This window comes from Streptomyces sp. TRM68367, assembly GCF_014495685.1.
Taxonomy (GTDB): domain Bacteria; phylum Actinomycetota; class Actinomycetes; order Streptomycetales; family Streptomycetaceae; genus Streptomyces.
This window is the reverse complement of the sequence record NZ_JACTVI010000154.1, coordinates 1-13,104: the sequence shown is the minus strand read 5'-3', so window position 1 is coordinate 13,104 and position 13,104 is coordinate 1. Positions and strand designations below refer to the sequence as shown.

General features: G+C 69.0%; 15 protein-coding genes and 3 pseudogenes. 8 read left to right on the top strand and 10 right to left on the bottom strand.

The genetic code is table 11. The annotated features are described in order from the left end of the window. Together H8R17_RS42485 and H8R17_RS42480 are read right to left on the bottom strand one after the other, a co-directional pair. A pseudogene (locus tag H8R17_RS42485) lies at positions 1–643 on the bottom strand (ISKra4 family transposase); the annotation flags it as partial. 98 nt (positions 644–741) lie between these two features. After that, positions 742–1,143: a hypothetical protein gene (locus H8R17_RS42480; RefSeq protein ID WP_187828537.1), complete on the bottom strand. Its 402-nt coding sequence runs from the start codon at positions 1,141–1,143 to the stop codon at positions 742–744. A gap of 160 nt (positions 1,144–1,303) precedes the next feature. On the opposite strand from H8R17_RS42480, the gene H8R17_RS42475 reads away from it, so the two are divergent. Further along, positions 1,304–1,426 (top strand): PmrA, encoded by a 123-nt coding sequence (locus H8R17_RS42475; RefSeq protein ID WP_187828536.1) that lies wholly within the window; start codon positions 1,304–1,306, stop codon positions 1,424–1,426. Between the two features lie 139 nt (positions 1,427–1,565). Next, positions 1,566–1,667: pseudogene (locus H8R17_RS48180) on the top strand (IS5/IS1182 family transposase); the annotation flags it as partial. 132 nt (positions 1,668–1,799) lie between these two features. Here the strand turns inward: H8R17_RS48180 and H8R17_RS42470 are convergent. Further along, complete coding sequence (locus H8R17_RS42470) at positions 1,800–2,747, bottom strand: YcxB family protein (RefSeq protein ID WP_187828535.1); 948 nt, start codon at positions 2,745–2,747, stop codon at positions 1,800–1,802. A gap of 434 nt (positions 2,748–3,181) precedes the next feature. On the opposite strand from H8R17_RS42470, the gene H8R17_RS42465 reads away from it, so the two are divergent. Beyond that, on the top strand, positions 3,182–3,331 hold the full coding sequence (locus tag H8R17_RS42465; RefSeq protein WP_187828534.1) for a transposase: 150 nt from the start codon (positions 3,182–3,184) through the stop codon (positions 3,329–3,331). A gap of 417 nt (positions 3,332–3,748) precedes the next feature. Here H8R17_RS42465 and H8R17_RS42460 read toward each other — a convergent pair whose 3' ends face one another. The 4 genes from H8R17_RS42460 to H8R17_RS42445 form a co-directional block, all read right to left on the bottom strand. Further along, positions 3,749–4,210 carry a hypothetical protein gene (locus H8R17_RS42460; RefSeq protein ID WP_187828533.1) on the bottom strand — a complete coding sequence of 154 codons (462 nt, stop codon included), beginning with the start codon at positions 4,208–4,210 and terminating at the stop codon, positions 3,749–3,751. After that, on the bottom strand, positions 4,211–5,935 hold the full coding sequence (locus H8R17_RS42455; protein ID WP_187828532.1) for a sialidase family protein: 1,725 nt from the start codon (positions 5,933–5,935) through the stop codon (positions 4,211–4,213). A gap of 351 nt (positions 5,936–6,286) precedes the next feature. Beyond that, entirely contained in the window at positions 6,287–6,499 is a 213-nt protein-coding gene (locus H8R17_RS42450) for a hypothetical protein (RefSeq protein WP_262505957.1), read from the bottom strand. A 639-nt stretch (positions 6,500–7,138) separates the two neighbouring features. Beyond that, a complete protein-coding gene (locus H8R17_RS42445; protein WP_187828531.1) occupies positions 7,139–8,110 on the bottom strand; it encodes a hypothetical protein in 972 nt (323 codons plus the stop codon). A 157-nt stretch (positions 8,111–8,267) separates the two neighbouring features. On the opposite strand from H8R17_RS42445, the gene H8R17_RS42440 reads away from it, so the two are divergent. Together H8R17_RS42440 and H8R17_RS42435 are read left to right on the top strand one after the other, a co-directional pair. Then, positions 8,268–9,275 (top strand): helix-turn-helix domain-containing protein, encoded by a 1,008-nt coding sequence (locus tag H8R17_RS42440; protein WP_187828530.1) that lies wholly within the window; start codon positions 8,268–8,270, stop codon positions 9,273–9,275. A gap of 396 nt (positions 9,276–9,671) precedes the next feature. Next, entirely contained in the window at positions 9,672–10,295 is a 624-nt protein-coding gene (locus H8R17_RS42435) for an IS3 family transposase (RefSeq protein WP_187828529.1), read from the top strand. Between the two features lie 163 nt (positions 10,296–10,458). Here the strand turns inward: H8R17_RS42435 and H8R17_RS42430 are convergent, their stop codons facing one another. Beyond that, positions 10,459–10,950: a hypothetical protein gene (locus tag H8R17_RS42430; RefSeq protein WP_187828528.1), complete on the bottom strand. Its 492-nt coding sequence runs from the start codon at positions 10,948–10,950 to the stop codon at positions 10,459–10,461. Continuing rightward, positions 10,943–11,431: a hypothetical protein gene (locus tag H8R17_RS42425; protein ID WP_187828527.1), complete on the bottom strand. Its 489-nt coding sequence runs from the start codon at positions 11,429–11,431 to the stop codon at positions 10,943–10,945. Before H8R17_RS42425 ends, H8R17_RS42430 begins: the two co-directional genes overlap by 8 nt. A 333-nt stretch (positions 11,432–11,764) precedes the next feature. Between H8R17_RS42425 and H8R17_RS42420 the strand changes: the two genes are divergently transcribed. Continuing rightward, positions 11,765–12,028 carry a CopG family transcriptional regulator gene (locus H8R17_RS42420; protein ID WP_187828526.1) on the top strand — a complete coding sequence of 88 codons (264 nt, stop codon included), beginning with the start codon at positions 11,765–11,767 and terminating at the stop codon, positions 12,026–12,028. Beyond that, complete coding sequence (locus tag H8R17_RS42415; RefSeq protein ID WP_187828525.1) at positions 12,025–12,438, top strand: PIN domain-containing protein; 414 nt, start codon at positions 12,025–12,027, stop codon at positions 12,436–12,438. The genes H8R17_RS42420 and H8R17_RS42415 overlap by 4 nt, the downstream gene beginning before the upstream one ends. A gap of 87 nt (positions 12,439–12,525) precedes the next feature. On the opposite strand, the gene H8R17_RS48175 is transcribed toward H8R17_RS42415, so the two are convergent. After that, the gene (locus tag H8R17_RS48175; protein WP_316959709.1) at positions 12,526–12,648 is read right to left on the bottom strand and encodes a DUF3375 family protein; all 123 of its coding nucleotides are present in this window, start codon (positions 12,646–12,648) and stop codon (positions 12,526–12,528) included. A gap of 343 nt (positions 12,649–12,991) precedes the next feature. Here H8R17_RS48175 and H8R17_RS42405 point away from each other — a divergent pair. Beyond that, positions 12,992–13,104: pseudogene (locus H8R17_RS42405) on the top strand (DNA-directed RNA polymerase subunit alpha); the annotation flags it as partial.

The window sequence follows — 13,104 nt, the reverse complement described above, 5'->3', positions numbered from 1 at the left end:
GCCTGGTCTCCTCACGCAGCGCCTCGGGGCGCATGACGATCCCCTTGCCGTCCGCCGAGAGCACCAGCAGCATCTCCTCGGAGCCGGAACCGGAGCCGGAGCCGGAGCCGGAGCCGGAGGCATGGGTGCTGCGCACGTGAGCGTAGAAGTCGTCGACGTCCGCCGCAGCGCGCTGCACCAGCTGCTCGACCTGCCGCTTGCCCATGTGTGTGCCGGTGGCGCGCTCGATCGCGGTGGCCGCTGACTCGAACGAACCGCGCGCCGCCTCGATCGCGGCGAGCTTTTTGAGCTCGTGCGAGTGCCGCCCGACCGGCACGTCCAGTTCGGCATCGGCCGGGTGCAGATTCGAAGCCCCCCTTCGCGCGGTAGGCGATCCGCTCCACCTCCACGGTGCCGAACCGCGTGGACAGCAGCCGCTTGTGGCCCGCCTCGGCGGCGCGCCGCACCACCTGGTCGGATCCGGCGACCTCCGCAGGCGCTCCTCGCGCTGCGCATGCTGGGCGAACCACTCCTGCAGCATCAGGCGGTGCACCTCGCGGCCGCGCGCGGCGATGAACTCCTCCGCCTCGGCGTGACAGACGCACTGGTGGTCGAACAGATCAGTGAGCAGTTGCTCGAAGGCGGCGCGAGCGGCGGGAAACACCCCGCCGATCCCGGCCCGGGCCGTAGTCTGGCATCGGGCTCTTCCTTCGCGTCGTATCAGGCTTGCACCAGGCACGACGCGGGGAAGAGCCCGCCTGATCAGGGCCGATCGGGTGCGCGAACGCCATCGGCCAGCGCGAACAGACCCCTGGACGGCTCGGCCAGCCACTCACCTCGCACCATGCGGTTCAGCCGCATCCGCAGCGTCTCGACGTGCCGGTGGTCGGCGGCCTCCTGGGTCACCTCGCAGATCTCCTTGGCCCGCAGCGGCGTATTCGCGCTGGCCAGCAGGGCCAGCACCGGCCAGTCGCCCTCGGCGGGCACCTCACCGGTCACGACGCGCACGACCGGCGGCAAACAGCCAGGCAGATCGTCCGGATCCGCATCCCGTGAAGGCACCTGCTCGAACTCCGGTTCTCCGTCGACACCGGGCGGTGTCGCCGCCGATCGACAACCGGTGTCAGGACTCACCGATAAAGCCAGCGGGGTGAGCCGCGTCACAGCGACCCTCTCGGAATGCAACACGGCCCGGCTCTATGCGGCGCGAACGTGTGCCAAACGACGCACCTACTCAATCGCACACAGGCTCATCCGTACACGGCCTCTGCGCACAAGACACAGCGCCCTGACGCACGACGCCGATGGCGGCACCTCCACCCCGATGCTGCTGGGCCGCTCCCGGCACGCCTCCGTGCGGTCCCTGGAGCGGTACGCCCGACCCGGCGTCGACGCGGTCGCCCGGCACGTCGCCTCACGCGACCCGGCAGCCCGCCGACGGCGCTGAGCCGAAGCACTTCCGTTGTGCTCCCCGCGTGACACCGCACTCCGATCGGCATCTTTCCCAGGTCAGCTCATATCCGTTGTTTTTGCGGTCATTGGTACGGCGACTCCATGCCGCACAATCCTGCGGGCCGTCCAGGCCCGACGCCGACGCGGAGGGCCGCATCGACTGGTCCATCGTGAGCGTGGACTCCACCGTGTGTAGAGCCCACCAGCACGCCGGCGGCGCCCGCAAACAGGCACCTCTCCGTGGGTGGCCGTCGGTATGGTGATCGACGCCTCCGGACTGCTTCGTCGACGTCGCCCACACCTTCGAGATCTTCGGCACCTCGGCGGCTGCGCCGCCGCCGCAGCCGAGGAGTGAGCTCCGGTCCCGCTCAGAAGTCGTAGCAGGCGTAGTCGCCGTCGGGGCCCCGGGCGATCCGGTCCGAGCCCCAGCAGTGCAGCATCGGCCCGATGCGGTAGAGGGCAGCGCCGCCGACCAGCAGCACGGCTGCGGCGAGCACGGCGGTCACGATCCGCATCACCTTCATCCGCCGTACGCCCCACCATGCGCCGGCGACGGCCCACACCCCGAGGATCAGGGCGACGGCCGAGACCGGCGCGTTGTTGTGCTGGAGCCCGGGGAAGGCATCTGGGTCCGCGGCCTTCTGGACGGCGGCGTAGGCGAAGAAGAGCAGCACCAGCCCGAGGAGCAGCAGCCCGACGGAGCCCGCTCCGCGCCCGACGGCCCGGCCCCGGCTCGGCGTCCTGTCGGCGTCCGGCGCCGCGGCGGCATCCGCGCGTACGAGGTGCCGATCGAGGATCGCCCGCAACCGGTCCGCATCCTCCGGGTTGCTCAGGCCGCGCTTGGGCAGGACGACGACGCCGACGGCGGACTTGTCGGCGCTGAGCAGCACGAACAGCTCCGGGGTTTCGGCATGGCGCGGGTACAGGTGCCAGTCGAGAGTGGCCGAGCTGTGGTCGGTGGTGAGGCGGATCCCCGTGTCGTCGACGGCGACGCGAAAGTCGCCCTGTCGCTCGCTGAGCCGGTGGAACTGGCGGGCCTGCAGCCGCGGCACGGCGGTCATGAAGGCGACGAAGGCCACCACCGCCAGGTACAGGGGCCACGGTCTGTCACGGTGGCCGTCGCCGAGCGTCGACAGCAGAACTGCGACGGCCGTGACCACCAGCGTGTAGATCATCAGCCGGCGCCGGAAACGGCCCGCTCTGGTGCTCTTCGCCCGGGTGCGGATCGCTGCCTCGAGATCGTCGACGGTGGGCCGGTAGGCCAGCTCCACCGGTCTCTCCTCGACGGCGTCCGTCGCTTCCCGGCCCTCGGCCATGTCCCCTCCCCGGTTCGGTGATCAACCGGATCGTAGCTCGGGGAGGGAGAGGACGTGCTCGGGGTCAGGAGGCAGTTCTGAGAGCGTCGCCACCCTGGTCGTGACCTGCTGGAACCGTGCTTACCGCCAGTAATCGCCGTTCCGTTGTTCCCCGAGGCCGAAGACATTCGGGACGCCAGTGGGCAGAAGCGCCGCTACCGAGTCGGCGACCGCCTCGCGGAGGGGGCGGGTGGAGTCTTCACCCTCTGGCTTCGGCCGCAATCCAGTTCTGCCAAACGTGGATCGTGTTGGGTATTTCGGGGCGACCGAGGAGCCTGAGGTTCCCCCGAGATGCGGGGAGAGGTGACAGCAGGTCAGATGGGGCTCACGAGAGGAGCTCTGACGATGCCTGCCCCGAGGAAGTACCCGCTGGAGTTGCGTAGCGTGCGGTGCGGATGTACCGCGCTTCCGAGCCGAAGCCCGTGATCCGCCGCATGGCCGAGGAACTCGGCGGGCACCACGAGGCCCTGCGTAACTGGATTCGCCAGGCCGAGGCCGAGGCCGATGCCGGCGAGCGAGGCGACATGCTCACCACCGCCGCGTGAGGAGCTTGCCGCCCTTCGCAAGGAGAATGCCAGCTCAAGCGTGCGAATGAAGTCCTGCGGACGGCCTCCGCTTTTTTGGCGGCCCAGCTCGACTGTAGGTTCGCTTTTCGCGTGTCCCTTTCTCATTGACGGTGGCCTCTGTCCGGCCCAAGGGACAGCGGAGTGAGACGAACTTCCTGTGATGGAAGACGAACCGGCTGGGCGTCTCCGGCCGCGCCGCGGCTTGCCGAGACTGCCACGCCGCTGGGCGTGTAGTAGCTGCCTTACGAGCGGCCGACGTTCGCCGCCGTAGCGTGAAGCGAGTTGTGTCCGAGCTGCTGGCCGCATCGCTCGATGGTGCTCCGCCCCTCGGCTGCGGAGGGACGGAGCGCCAGACGACGGGTCAGGGACGGGCGAGCGGCGGGCGACAGCGGCCTGTCAGGACGTGAGCGAGGTCAGATACGTCAGGTACAGCCCGCCCGTGCAGTCGGACATCTTGCGCAGGGTCCAGCGGCCCTGAACGGTCGGGGAGGCGAAGTTCGACTCGGCGTCGTTCTGCTCCGCTTCCCCCTCCTTCAGCGCGTAGCCGGCCTGGGGCAGCCGTTGCTGCAGGAAGGAGAGGGTGACGTCGAAGTCGTCCCGTACCACGGTGGCGACGACCAGCCGGTCGCCGGTGCGGTGCTCCACCGAGGTCACGACCGCGCCTTCGGGCACCGGCAGGTCGGCCGGGAAGTCCGTGGGCAGCGGCAGCGAGGGTGCGGTGGGGCAGCCGCCGGGCGCCGCGTCGGCGTCCTTGGCCGTGGCCGTGGGGTGCGGTGCCGCGCTCCCTGTTGTGGCCGAGCATGCTGCGACGGCCGCCAGTGCGAGGGCGGCACCGGCAGCCGTGAGGAAGAGTTTCACCTACTGCTCTCCCTTGGGCCTGGGCTCTTTGTGCTTGCCGCCGACGACCGCGTCGTACGCGCCGTACAGCGTGTTCCCGGAGGACTGGCGGGCGATGGTGGCCAGCGCGTCGTAGTTCTGCGCGCCGCCGGTGGCGCAGACGCCGGTGCAGCCGTCGGCGTAGGCCACGAGCACCCTGCCCTGCGCATCGATGGTGACGTCGTTGAAGTCCAGCAGGTTGCGGTCCTTGCCGCAAGTGGTGCCGCCGGTGCAGATCGACCCCTTCTGGACCGGGTCGGTGGGGGTGGCGTCGACGGTGACCCACGACTGCCCGCCGTCGTAGGTGGTGGCCACGTACAAGTGCCAGACGCCCGTGAAGCTCTCGGTGTCCTGGTAATTGCCGCCGGTCGTGGTGCCCAGGAAGGCGAAGGCGGCGCGGTTGTCGTCGCCCGCGGTCACCACGGGGAAGACGATGTTCCTGATGCCGAGGGCCCCGCCGATTCTCTGGTCGTACAGCCAGGTCTTCCCCTTGTCGTGGCTGACGGCGATGCGCGCTGTGCCGTCGCTGTTCTGGTAGCCCATGTAGACGGTGCCGCTCGCGCCGATCCCGACGCTGGGGTCGGAGTCACCGGGACTGCTGAACGGATTCCTGCGGACGGACCAGGACAGCCCGTTGTCCTCGGAGACCGCCACGGCCTGGTTGCCGCCGCAGCCCTTGTTCGGCACGTACACGGTGCCGTCGGGCGCCACCTTGACGTGCCCGTGCAGACCGCCGCAGTCCAGCAGGGAGTACATCGGAACGGCCGGTCCGTACGTCAGACCGCCGTCGCGGCTGATGGCGCAGGAGGCGTCGGCGATGTCCTGGGAGCAGTAGTAGACGGCGTTCGGGTACGACGTCAGGGCCCCCGGCCCACCGGGGGCGAAGGGGCCGCCGCCGATCGTCTGGTGGTCCACACCGGAGTTGATGCCCGAGCCGGCCGTCGGCGTCCACGTCTCTCCGTCGTCGTCGGTGTAGCAAGTCAGCGCGGTCTTCCCAGCGAGCTGCGACTCGAAGGTGCGGTTCGTCGCCGGGTCGGTGAACAGGATCGGGTCAAGGCTGGTGACGCTTCCCTGAGGACAGCCGTTCCCGGCGTTCGCGCTCTTGTCTCGCCAGGTGGCGGCGTCGGCCGTGTCGTAGGTGACCTTGAGCGTCGAGGTGTACGCCTGGAACATCACCGCACCGGTCGCGCGGTTCACGCCGATCGAGGGCTCGCCGGCGTCGTGCGCGTCCGCGATGCTGTCCGGGGCGGAGGAGTTCGAGTACGTCGGCGGAGTCGCCTTACTCGGCGGCGGGTCCACTGGGTTGGCGACAAGACTCGCCGTGCCACTGAAGCTCTCGCCGAGCGGTGCGTACGGCACCACCCGCACGGTGTAGGAGGCGGTGACCGCAGGAAGCAGCAGGGTCTCGGGGTCGCTGCTGGACGCCGAGGCGGCGACCTCCCTGCCGTTCGCGTCGAGAACATAAAGGTCGAAGTCGGCGGCGGCGTTGGGCCACTTGATGTCGATGCGCAGGCTGTGGTCGGCGTCGTAGCCCGTCGGCACGGACACCGTCAGGGCGTAGTCGTCGCAGAGTTGCGCGTCGCCGCAGGTCGGCGTCCCAGTGGTGCCGGAGACATTCGGTACGGCGAAGGGACCGGCGCTCCACGTGATCGTGGGTGCCGTGTCGGTGACCGTGCCGGAGGGCGGAGTGGCAGCATCGGCCGACACGCCCGGCAGCGTGCCGCAGATCAGTGCCAGCAATCCGATGACGACACGCCCCCGCCACCGCGGGTGGCGGCGAAGACGGAGTGCGGAGAGAAGAGCCACAAGTACCTCGCCAGTTCGTGAGTCGGACCAAGGGGGCGGTGCGCGGCCATGCGTTACGCGCGGGTGGAGCCTTCGTCTGCTCTACGGCGAGGGAGAGGGCGTCCGTCGCACGGGATGCGAACTTCCTTCGTAGCCCGAACGGCCGTGGCCCGAAGTTTCAATGAGCTCTTTCAGCGTTGCCGCTCCAGGGTGAGGACGCAGGGTCTTTGAGAAGTGCTTGTGTCCCGGCTTGTCAGATGAGGCGGAGGGCGGTCAGGGGGCGGCGGTAGCCTCGGGCCGCATGGCGGAGGGTGGCGGCGATGTTGGTGTGGCCGTCTTGGCAGGGACGTTGATAGCGAGGTTGCACAAGGAGGCCATGATCCGAGGCAGTTGGCCGGTGCCAATCTTGAAGTCGTCCTCGCGGTAGGCGCGGTTGCGGACGTGGTTGAGCAGAGTGTTCTCGATGCCCAGTGCGCGCGAATCCACGCGGCGAGCTGTGCGCCGGCGAGGACGCTGCCGGTGAGAATGACGGCCTGTTCTGTGGCGGGACGACAACCACCACCACTGATCCGCCCAGCACCCGCTCCCGCCCGACCGCCACGCCGGCGGTCGGGCAGATCACGTGGGGATGCCTGGCGGACATTCCGCTCGGCGACCCCACGTCGTAGGCGACGAGATGGGACAAGATCATGAGACAGATCCTCGTTGGCCCCGACTGAGACGTGACCGGTCATGGCAGGTCAGCCGTGCGCGAGGGGACAACGGAAAGAGGAACCTACAGCCGGGTGTAGGTTCGCTTTTCGCGTGTCCTTTCTCATTGACGATGGCCCTTGTTTGGCCCAAGGGAGTGTGGTCGGCGAAGTCTCGATGAGCCTCTGCGGTCTGGGAAGGCACCCCGGAAGTATCGCCCCGGTCGCTGTCGAGGAACTCAGAGACCAGGCGCTCCGTGAGAGGTGACGGTTTGGGCCCCGACGCCCCGTGGTGCGGCGTCGGGGTCAGGGAGGAGGTGAAGGTCCGTCACTGCTCCTGCGCGGCGGTGACAGGGAGTTGAGGTTCGTTAAGATCCCGGTCCTTCACACGGTCCTCCCCCGCCGTGTGAAGGCCGGACGAACTGCCGCTGCCCTGTCAGGGCTTGAAGTAGCTGTAGCTATCTGCCTTCTGCAGCTCCTCCGTGCCCGCCTCACCATAGGAGATCTCGAAGGCCCCGAGGCTGAGGGTGAAGGTCCAGGTGCCGCCACCGAACACGTTGTGCTCGTAGAAGAAGCTGCCGCCGAACTCGGCAAACTCCTCGGGGCTGCACGGGTCGGGGTCGCCGATCCCGCCGTCCCTGTAGGTCTTGGCGATACCGCCGCTATCCGGCAGCAGGCCCGCATAGTAACCCCCCGCCTCGGCATGGCCCCCATCGTGAACGTTGAAGACGACACTGTCCTCCCCCGACTCCCTTAGCGACATCTTGGAGGAGGCGTCGTAGCCGTTTTTGGTGAATGCGGCGCCGGTGTCGCCGATGAAACGCATGCATGTCGGGACGTTCATGCCAATGGCCACACCATCGACTGGCTCAGTATCTGGCATGCCGACACCACCGGGGCCGTGGACGTAGTAGTTGTAGTCGTCCTTGAAGTCCCATACGCCGATGTACGAATACCAGACCTCGCCGGTCAGCGGGTCGCCCCTGGTCGTCCAGAACGAGGACACTCCGAAGGCGTCGATGTCGATGGCCTTGGTCGACACGTCGCCTTCCTCGGCGGCCTGCGCCTCGTCGTAGGCGGCCTGCGCCTCGGTGGCGGTGACGTTCTTCAGGTCAGCCCCCGGCACGTTGGCCATCACCGTCTCGGCACCGGCGGCTTTGAGGGCTTTCTCCACGGCGATGAAGTCGCCCGGGTTCTTCCCCCACGCCTCGATCCCGGCAGCCTGCAGCTTGGTGTCAGACTCGGTGCTGGTCTTGGTGTCGGCTTTGCTTCTGGTGTCGGCGGATGTTATCTCGCTAGCGGTCGCGGCCGGCGTCGCACCGAGCCCCATAGCGCCCGCAACCGCGGCAGCACTTAACAGGGCCGCCACCCCCCGTGAACGCTTCCCCGATGCCAGCTTGAGCTTCATACGGTTCCCCCTTGAACGGGTCGTTCCCGGACGGCCTCGGTCGGACCGCGAGATCCCGCCGCCGTGCTTGGCGAGATCCACTGTTGCCCAGCGGTGCCGTGCCTGGCCATGCTTGTGCGGCTGACCGCAAAAGCTGAGTTCATCGGGGGAGAACGAGATGCTTCGCGTCCACTTCGGCGATGCCGACCTGGCCAGAATCAGGTTGTCCGCCGCGCCCGACCCTCTCTGGGAAATCGCTGCCAGCCTGCACCGACTCCAGACACGACAGGGCCGCTGGGCCTATGCGGAGTGGTACCGCACCACTCGCCGACAGCTGCGGGAGAAAAGGCTGGAGCGTGCCCTGCGTACCGTGCTGCTGCCGTTGTTCCCCAGGGCCGCCTACTTTCCGGACTTCCTCACGCCGATCCAGACCACCGACGGGCTCGACGCCGGCCTCGAGGCCATCCTGGCCACACCGCCTCGCCGGGTCCTGGAAGAAGTGACCACCCTCGCCCGCGTCGTCGGCGCCCCCTCGTGGGCCCCGCAGCTGGCCGAGTTACCGACCCGCAAGGAGCTGGTGCGGGTGCTGCGCGCCTATTACGAGGCCATCATCGCCCCGTACGGGGAACTGATGCAGGCCCGCGTCGAGGCCGAGCGGGCGGCGTGCTGCCGCGGGCTCATGGACGGCGGCGTCGAGGGAATGCTGGCCAGCCTCGGCCCCACGATGCGCTGGCAACGCCCCGTCCTGCACGTCGACTACCATCCCACCGTGGACCGTGACCTGCGACTGGACGGCCGCGGGATGCTCTTCGTCCCGTCGTACTTCAACTGGCAGAGACCGGTCAGCCTCGCCGACCCGGAGTTGCCGCCTGTCCTGATCTACCCACTGCTCCACAAGCCGTCCGCCCCACCGCCGGGCGCCTCGGGCGGTTCCCCCGCCGCACCTTTGACGGCCCTGCTCGGGCGCACGCGGGCCGCGGCCCTGTGCACTGCGGCCGCCGGTGCCACGACAGGGGAGATCGCCCGTGCCGCCGGGGTGTCCGCGTCCGCCGCCAGCAGGCACGCCACCGCGTTGCGCGACGCGGGGCTCATCGCCAGCGTCCGTCACGGCCCGACCGTGCTGCACACCCTCACACCGACGGGGGCGTCCGTGCTACACGCCGCCACACGGACGCCCGGCGGATAGTCGGCAGAGGCCAACAGCGCGAAGTGCGCTTCGTTGATCGTCATACCGGCCCAACGATGCGGAGGGACCCGCGGAAGCGGGTGAACGGCCGGTGCGTGGTTGCCTCTACGGGGCCGTGCCCCGGCGGACTTCGCTCGGCCAGGGAGATCGTTCGCTTCTGAGCTTCGAATGCGGGCTTTCCCACATGCTCCTGCTCGTCATTTTCCCCACACCGTTCAAGATCCAATTAAGTGGCGAGGAAGAGCAACTCTGACGAGATCCAAAAGAGCCCTATCAGCAGCGACGAAGCCGTCCGCTACCCCTGGGGAGTGCAGCACCTGACGATCTCGTACGCGTCACACGGGGGAGCCGACTCCGACGAAGCGCAACGCCGACTCCGCCGCGTACGACCGAGCCATGTCCCTCTACGCATCGACGCAGTGGACCTCGTCGACGTCACCGCCGACAGCAAGGCCAAGACGATCACCTGGGATCACCTGGCCGAGATCCCACTCGGCCCTACAGCCGCGTAATTCCACCTATTACCGGTGGCGCCAGGCCGAGACCGAGCCGTGCGAACGGCGCCGCCGGGACGCCGAGCTGACGGGCAGGATCCGGCAGGTCCACGACGAGTCCGGCGGGATCTACGGCTCACCCCGCGTGCACGCCGTCCTCAGGCGTGAAGGCGTCCACGTCGGCCGCAAGCGCGTCGAGCGGCTCATGCGCCAGGCCGGCCTCGCCGGGATCAGCCCCCGCCGGGACAAGGGCTTCACTCGCCGTGGCCCGGACGCCGATCTGGCCCCTGACCTGGTGCAACGCGACTTCACCGCGAACGGGCCGAACCGGCTGCGGGTCACCGACCTGACCATGATCTCCACCGAGGAGGGACCGCTGTGGCTGTCCGCGATCCGCGACGCGTTCACCGATGCCGGCGAGCGAGGCGGCGACCTCTTTCGTCTGGTGCGCGACGAAGACGGCCACCGCGTCCGCGAACTCCTCCGGCCCGGGGAACCTGCCGTGGACGGGTGTACCGGTGCTTGAGCAGCAGCGCGCATCCCAAGCGCGTCGCGCACTCACCGGAGAGTCAATTCGCCTGCGCCGTCCGCCGCCCTCATGGGGAGCTGTCGCAATCCTTTCAAAAACCGCACTGAACCACCTTGAGTGACCTCGCCCCTATGATCTCGCCGTATGCCACCAGCAGCCTTCACCGCCTCGGCGCACCCCACCAATTCCCGTGGTGGTGACTGACCCGGTTCCAGTCCTCGGCCACGGCGTCGTCGGGCACTACGACCAGCATCGATTCCGCTTCGTCGCGCACGCGTCCCGCCTGGGCCGTGGTCAGGCGTCGGCAGTTCCATACCAGTCCGGCCATTTCGGCCGCCAGTGGATCAACAGGCCGCTGCGGCTCGTGGAGTTCGACGCCGGTGAGGGCCGCGAGGTCACCGGCCGGGATGCCGAGAGCGGTCGCGAAGCCCGTCATCAGGTCCGGGGTCAGCGGAACGCGGCCCCTTCCGATGCCGCTGACCGTGGATGCGGCCAGGTACACGCGGCCTTCGGTCAGCAGGGCGAGGATCTTGGCCCCGGCGGCCGGGGAGCGCAGGTTCCGGTTGCCGCACAGCAGGCTGGCGAGCATCGCGCCGAAGCCCGCCTCCTGCTGGTCGTACAGGGACGTCGGAGCGGACGGACGTTCATCCACTTCCAGCGGCAGCTGATCGACAAGCCGGTGGACGACGGCTCTCTGGTCCGACGGCAGTGCCATCGCTGTTGTCGAGGACGGTGCCGTTGTTCGCGGGCTGGCCAGTCGTGGGGTCGGTGACCTGGGGTGCCGCTCCCTGCAGGACGACGGGCAGCGTGTCCGAAGGGCCGGTGGCCGCGGTCTTGGCGCCGTTCTGGGGCAGGCTCTGGGAGCCCTTGGGCTGGCCCGTCGGCCTGGTGCCCGGGTTCTGCCGCAGGCCCGTCTTCGCGGTGGGCGGGGGCGGCGGAGGCGGCGTCGTGGTGACGTCGCAGCTGCTGTAACCGGCGGCCAGGACGAAGATTCCGACCTCGGCGGCCTCCCCCGCGCCGGCCCAGGAGAAGCCCTGTCCCAGGGCGCCGAGCAGGCCGGCGCCCGCGCCCAGCCAGCCCCAGCCGCTTGAGGAGCTGCTGTGGTGGCCACCGCCGCCGGAGTAGCCGAACATGCTGTCCAGCCGCTGCTGCTGGGCCCTCGCCTCGGCGGCCAGCGCGCGCTGTGCCGCGGCGATCTCGTCGCTGTAGTGCCGGCTGGGGCTGCGGCCCGGGTTTGTGTGTAGTGATGCCGGTAGGTAGTGGTCGGGGTCCAGCGGATGTAGGAGTAGTGGGGGGTGTAGGAGTACGACGGGTGGTAGTGAGAGCTGCTGCTGTGCCCGCTGCCCGCCTGGCAGGCGCTGTCGCCCGACGGGTCGGCGTTGGTCAGCGGGTCGTCGTCGCCATAGGCGTAAGACGATCACGATGGCCGCCAGTCCTCGCGGAGGATCGGCGGTAGGATAGATGGCATGAGTGAGCCTACCGGCAAGTACTCGATCACTATGCCGCGCGACATCGCCGAGGCCGCCAAGGCCCGCAGCGGCCCCTCCGGCCTGTCCGCCTACGTTGCTGCCGCCGTTGCCCGCCAGATCGAGCGGGACAACCTCAACGAACTCATCGCCGTTGCCGAGGCCGAGCACGGCCCGATCGCTGACGAGGAGATCCAGGCACTGCGCGACCAGCTCTTCCAGGCCCGTCGGCAGCAGACTCCGGGCGGAGCGAACGCCGCGTGACCCGCACCGCTGCCACGCCCGGCGGCACCCTCGTCCTGGACAGCGAAGGACTGGCCAAGGCCGTCCTTCGCGACCGTTCCGTCACCGCCTGGCTCGGCCTGGCCCGGGCCGACGACCTGCAGGTCATCACCTCTGCGGCCACCCTTGTCGAGGTGGTCCACCCTCGGATCAACCGGCCGGCGCTGGAGTGGACCCTGTCCCGCCTCGTCGTCGAACCGGTCACCGAGCCGATCGCCCGCCAAGCCGCCGCCCTCCTCGCCGGCACCGGTCTGCACGGCCACAAGTACGCCATCGACGCCATGCTCAGCGCCACTGCCCTGGCTGCCCCCGGCCCTGTCACGATCCTCACCTCCGACCCCGAGGACCTGACCTCCCTGTGCACTGGGCGCGTCACCATCATCAAGATCTGACCCAGCGCCCTTCCGCAGTCGACGGGCTAACCAGTCGACCCCTCTGCCACCGTGCGGACCAGCCGTCCCAAGCGGCCTGTCTCCCGCTCACCACCCCGCCCTGTTCAGTTCGGCCAGCCGTGCCTCGGGATCGGTTTCGGCCCCGAATGCCATCTGCCGCAACAGGTCGAAAATCGTGCTCAGGCGCGACTCGGTCTGCGGCGGCGGCACGACATCGACCGCGAGATCGAGCGCGTTCAGGCCGGTGAGGTGGATGTGCTCGACAGCTCAGGGCTGCGGGACTGCTACCAGCAGGTGACGACGACAACACACGGGCTGCTGGCCGACAGCGTCGTCGTCGCGCGCTGGAACAGCCCAGCCCTGGCCGTCCTGCGCGCCCGAGAGCTGGACGCGAGCAAAGCAGAAACGGCCGTGGGGCGGGAGGGGGCCAGAAGCCTCCTGGCTGAGTTGAGGAGACGGGCGGTTCGGCCTCTGCGGAGACCGTATGGCCCGTACCCTTCGTGGTGTCTACGGCGTTACATAGCGGACGCCAAACCACTGGAGGCAACACCTCGTGCTGATTGCTCAGCGTCCGTCCCTGACCGAAGAGGTCGTCGACGAGTTCCGCTCCCGGTTCGTGATCGAGCCGCTGGAGCCGGGCTTCGGCTACACCCTCGGCAACTCCCT

Coding starts and splice junctions, on each gene's coding strand:
- H8R17_RS42470 (WP_187828535.1), bottom strand. CDS start 2,747: ATGGCCGAGGGCCGGGAAGCGACGGACGCCGTCGAGGAGAGACCGGTG.
- H8R17_RS42420 (WP_187828526.1), top strand. CDS start 11,765: ATGAGTGAGCCTACCGGCAAGTACTCGATCACTATGCCGCGCGACATC.
- H8R17_RS42435 (WP_187828529.1), top strand. CDS start 9,672: ATGTCCCTCTACGCATCGACGCAGTGGACCTCGTCGACGTCACCGCCG.
- H8R17_RS42465 (WP_187828534.1), top strand. CDS start 3,182: ATGTACCGCGCTTCCGAGCCGAAGCCCGTGATCCGCCGCATGGCCGAG.
- H8R17_RS42440 (WP_187828530.1), top strand. CDS start 8,268: ATGCTTCGCGTCCACTTCGGCGATGCCGACCTGGCCAGAATCAGGTTG.
- H8R17_RS42445 (WP_187828531.1), bottom strand. CDS start 8,110: ATGAAGCTCAAGCTGGCATCGGGGAAGCGTTCACGGGGGGTGGCGGCC.
- H8R17_RS42425 (WP_187828527.1), bottom strand. CDS start 11,431: ATGTTCGGCTACTCCGGCGGCGGTGGCCACCACAGCAGCTCCTCAAGC.
- H8R17_RS42475 (WP_187828536.1), top strand. CDS start 1,304: ATGCTGCTGGGCCGCTCCCGGCACGCCTCCGTGCGGTCCCTGGAGCGG.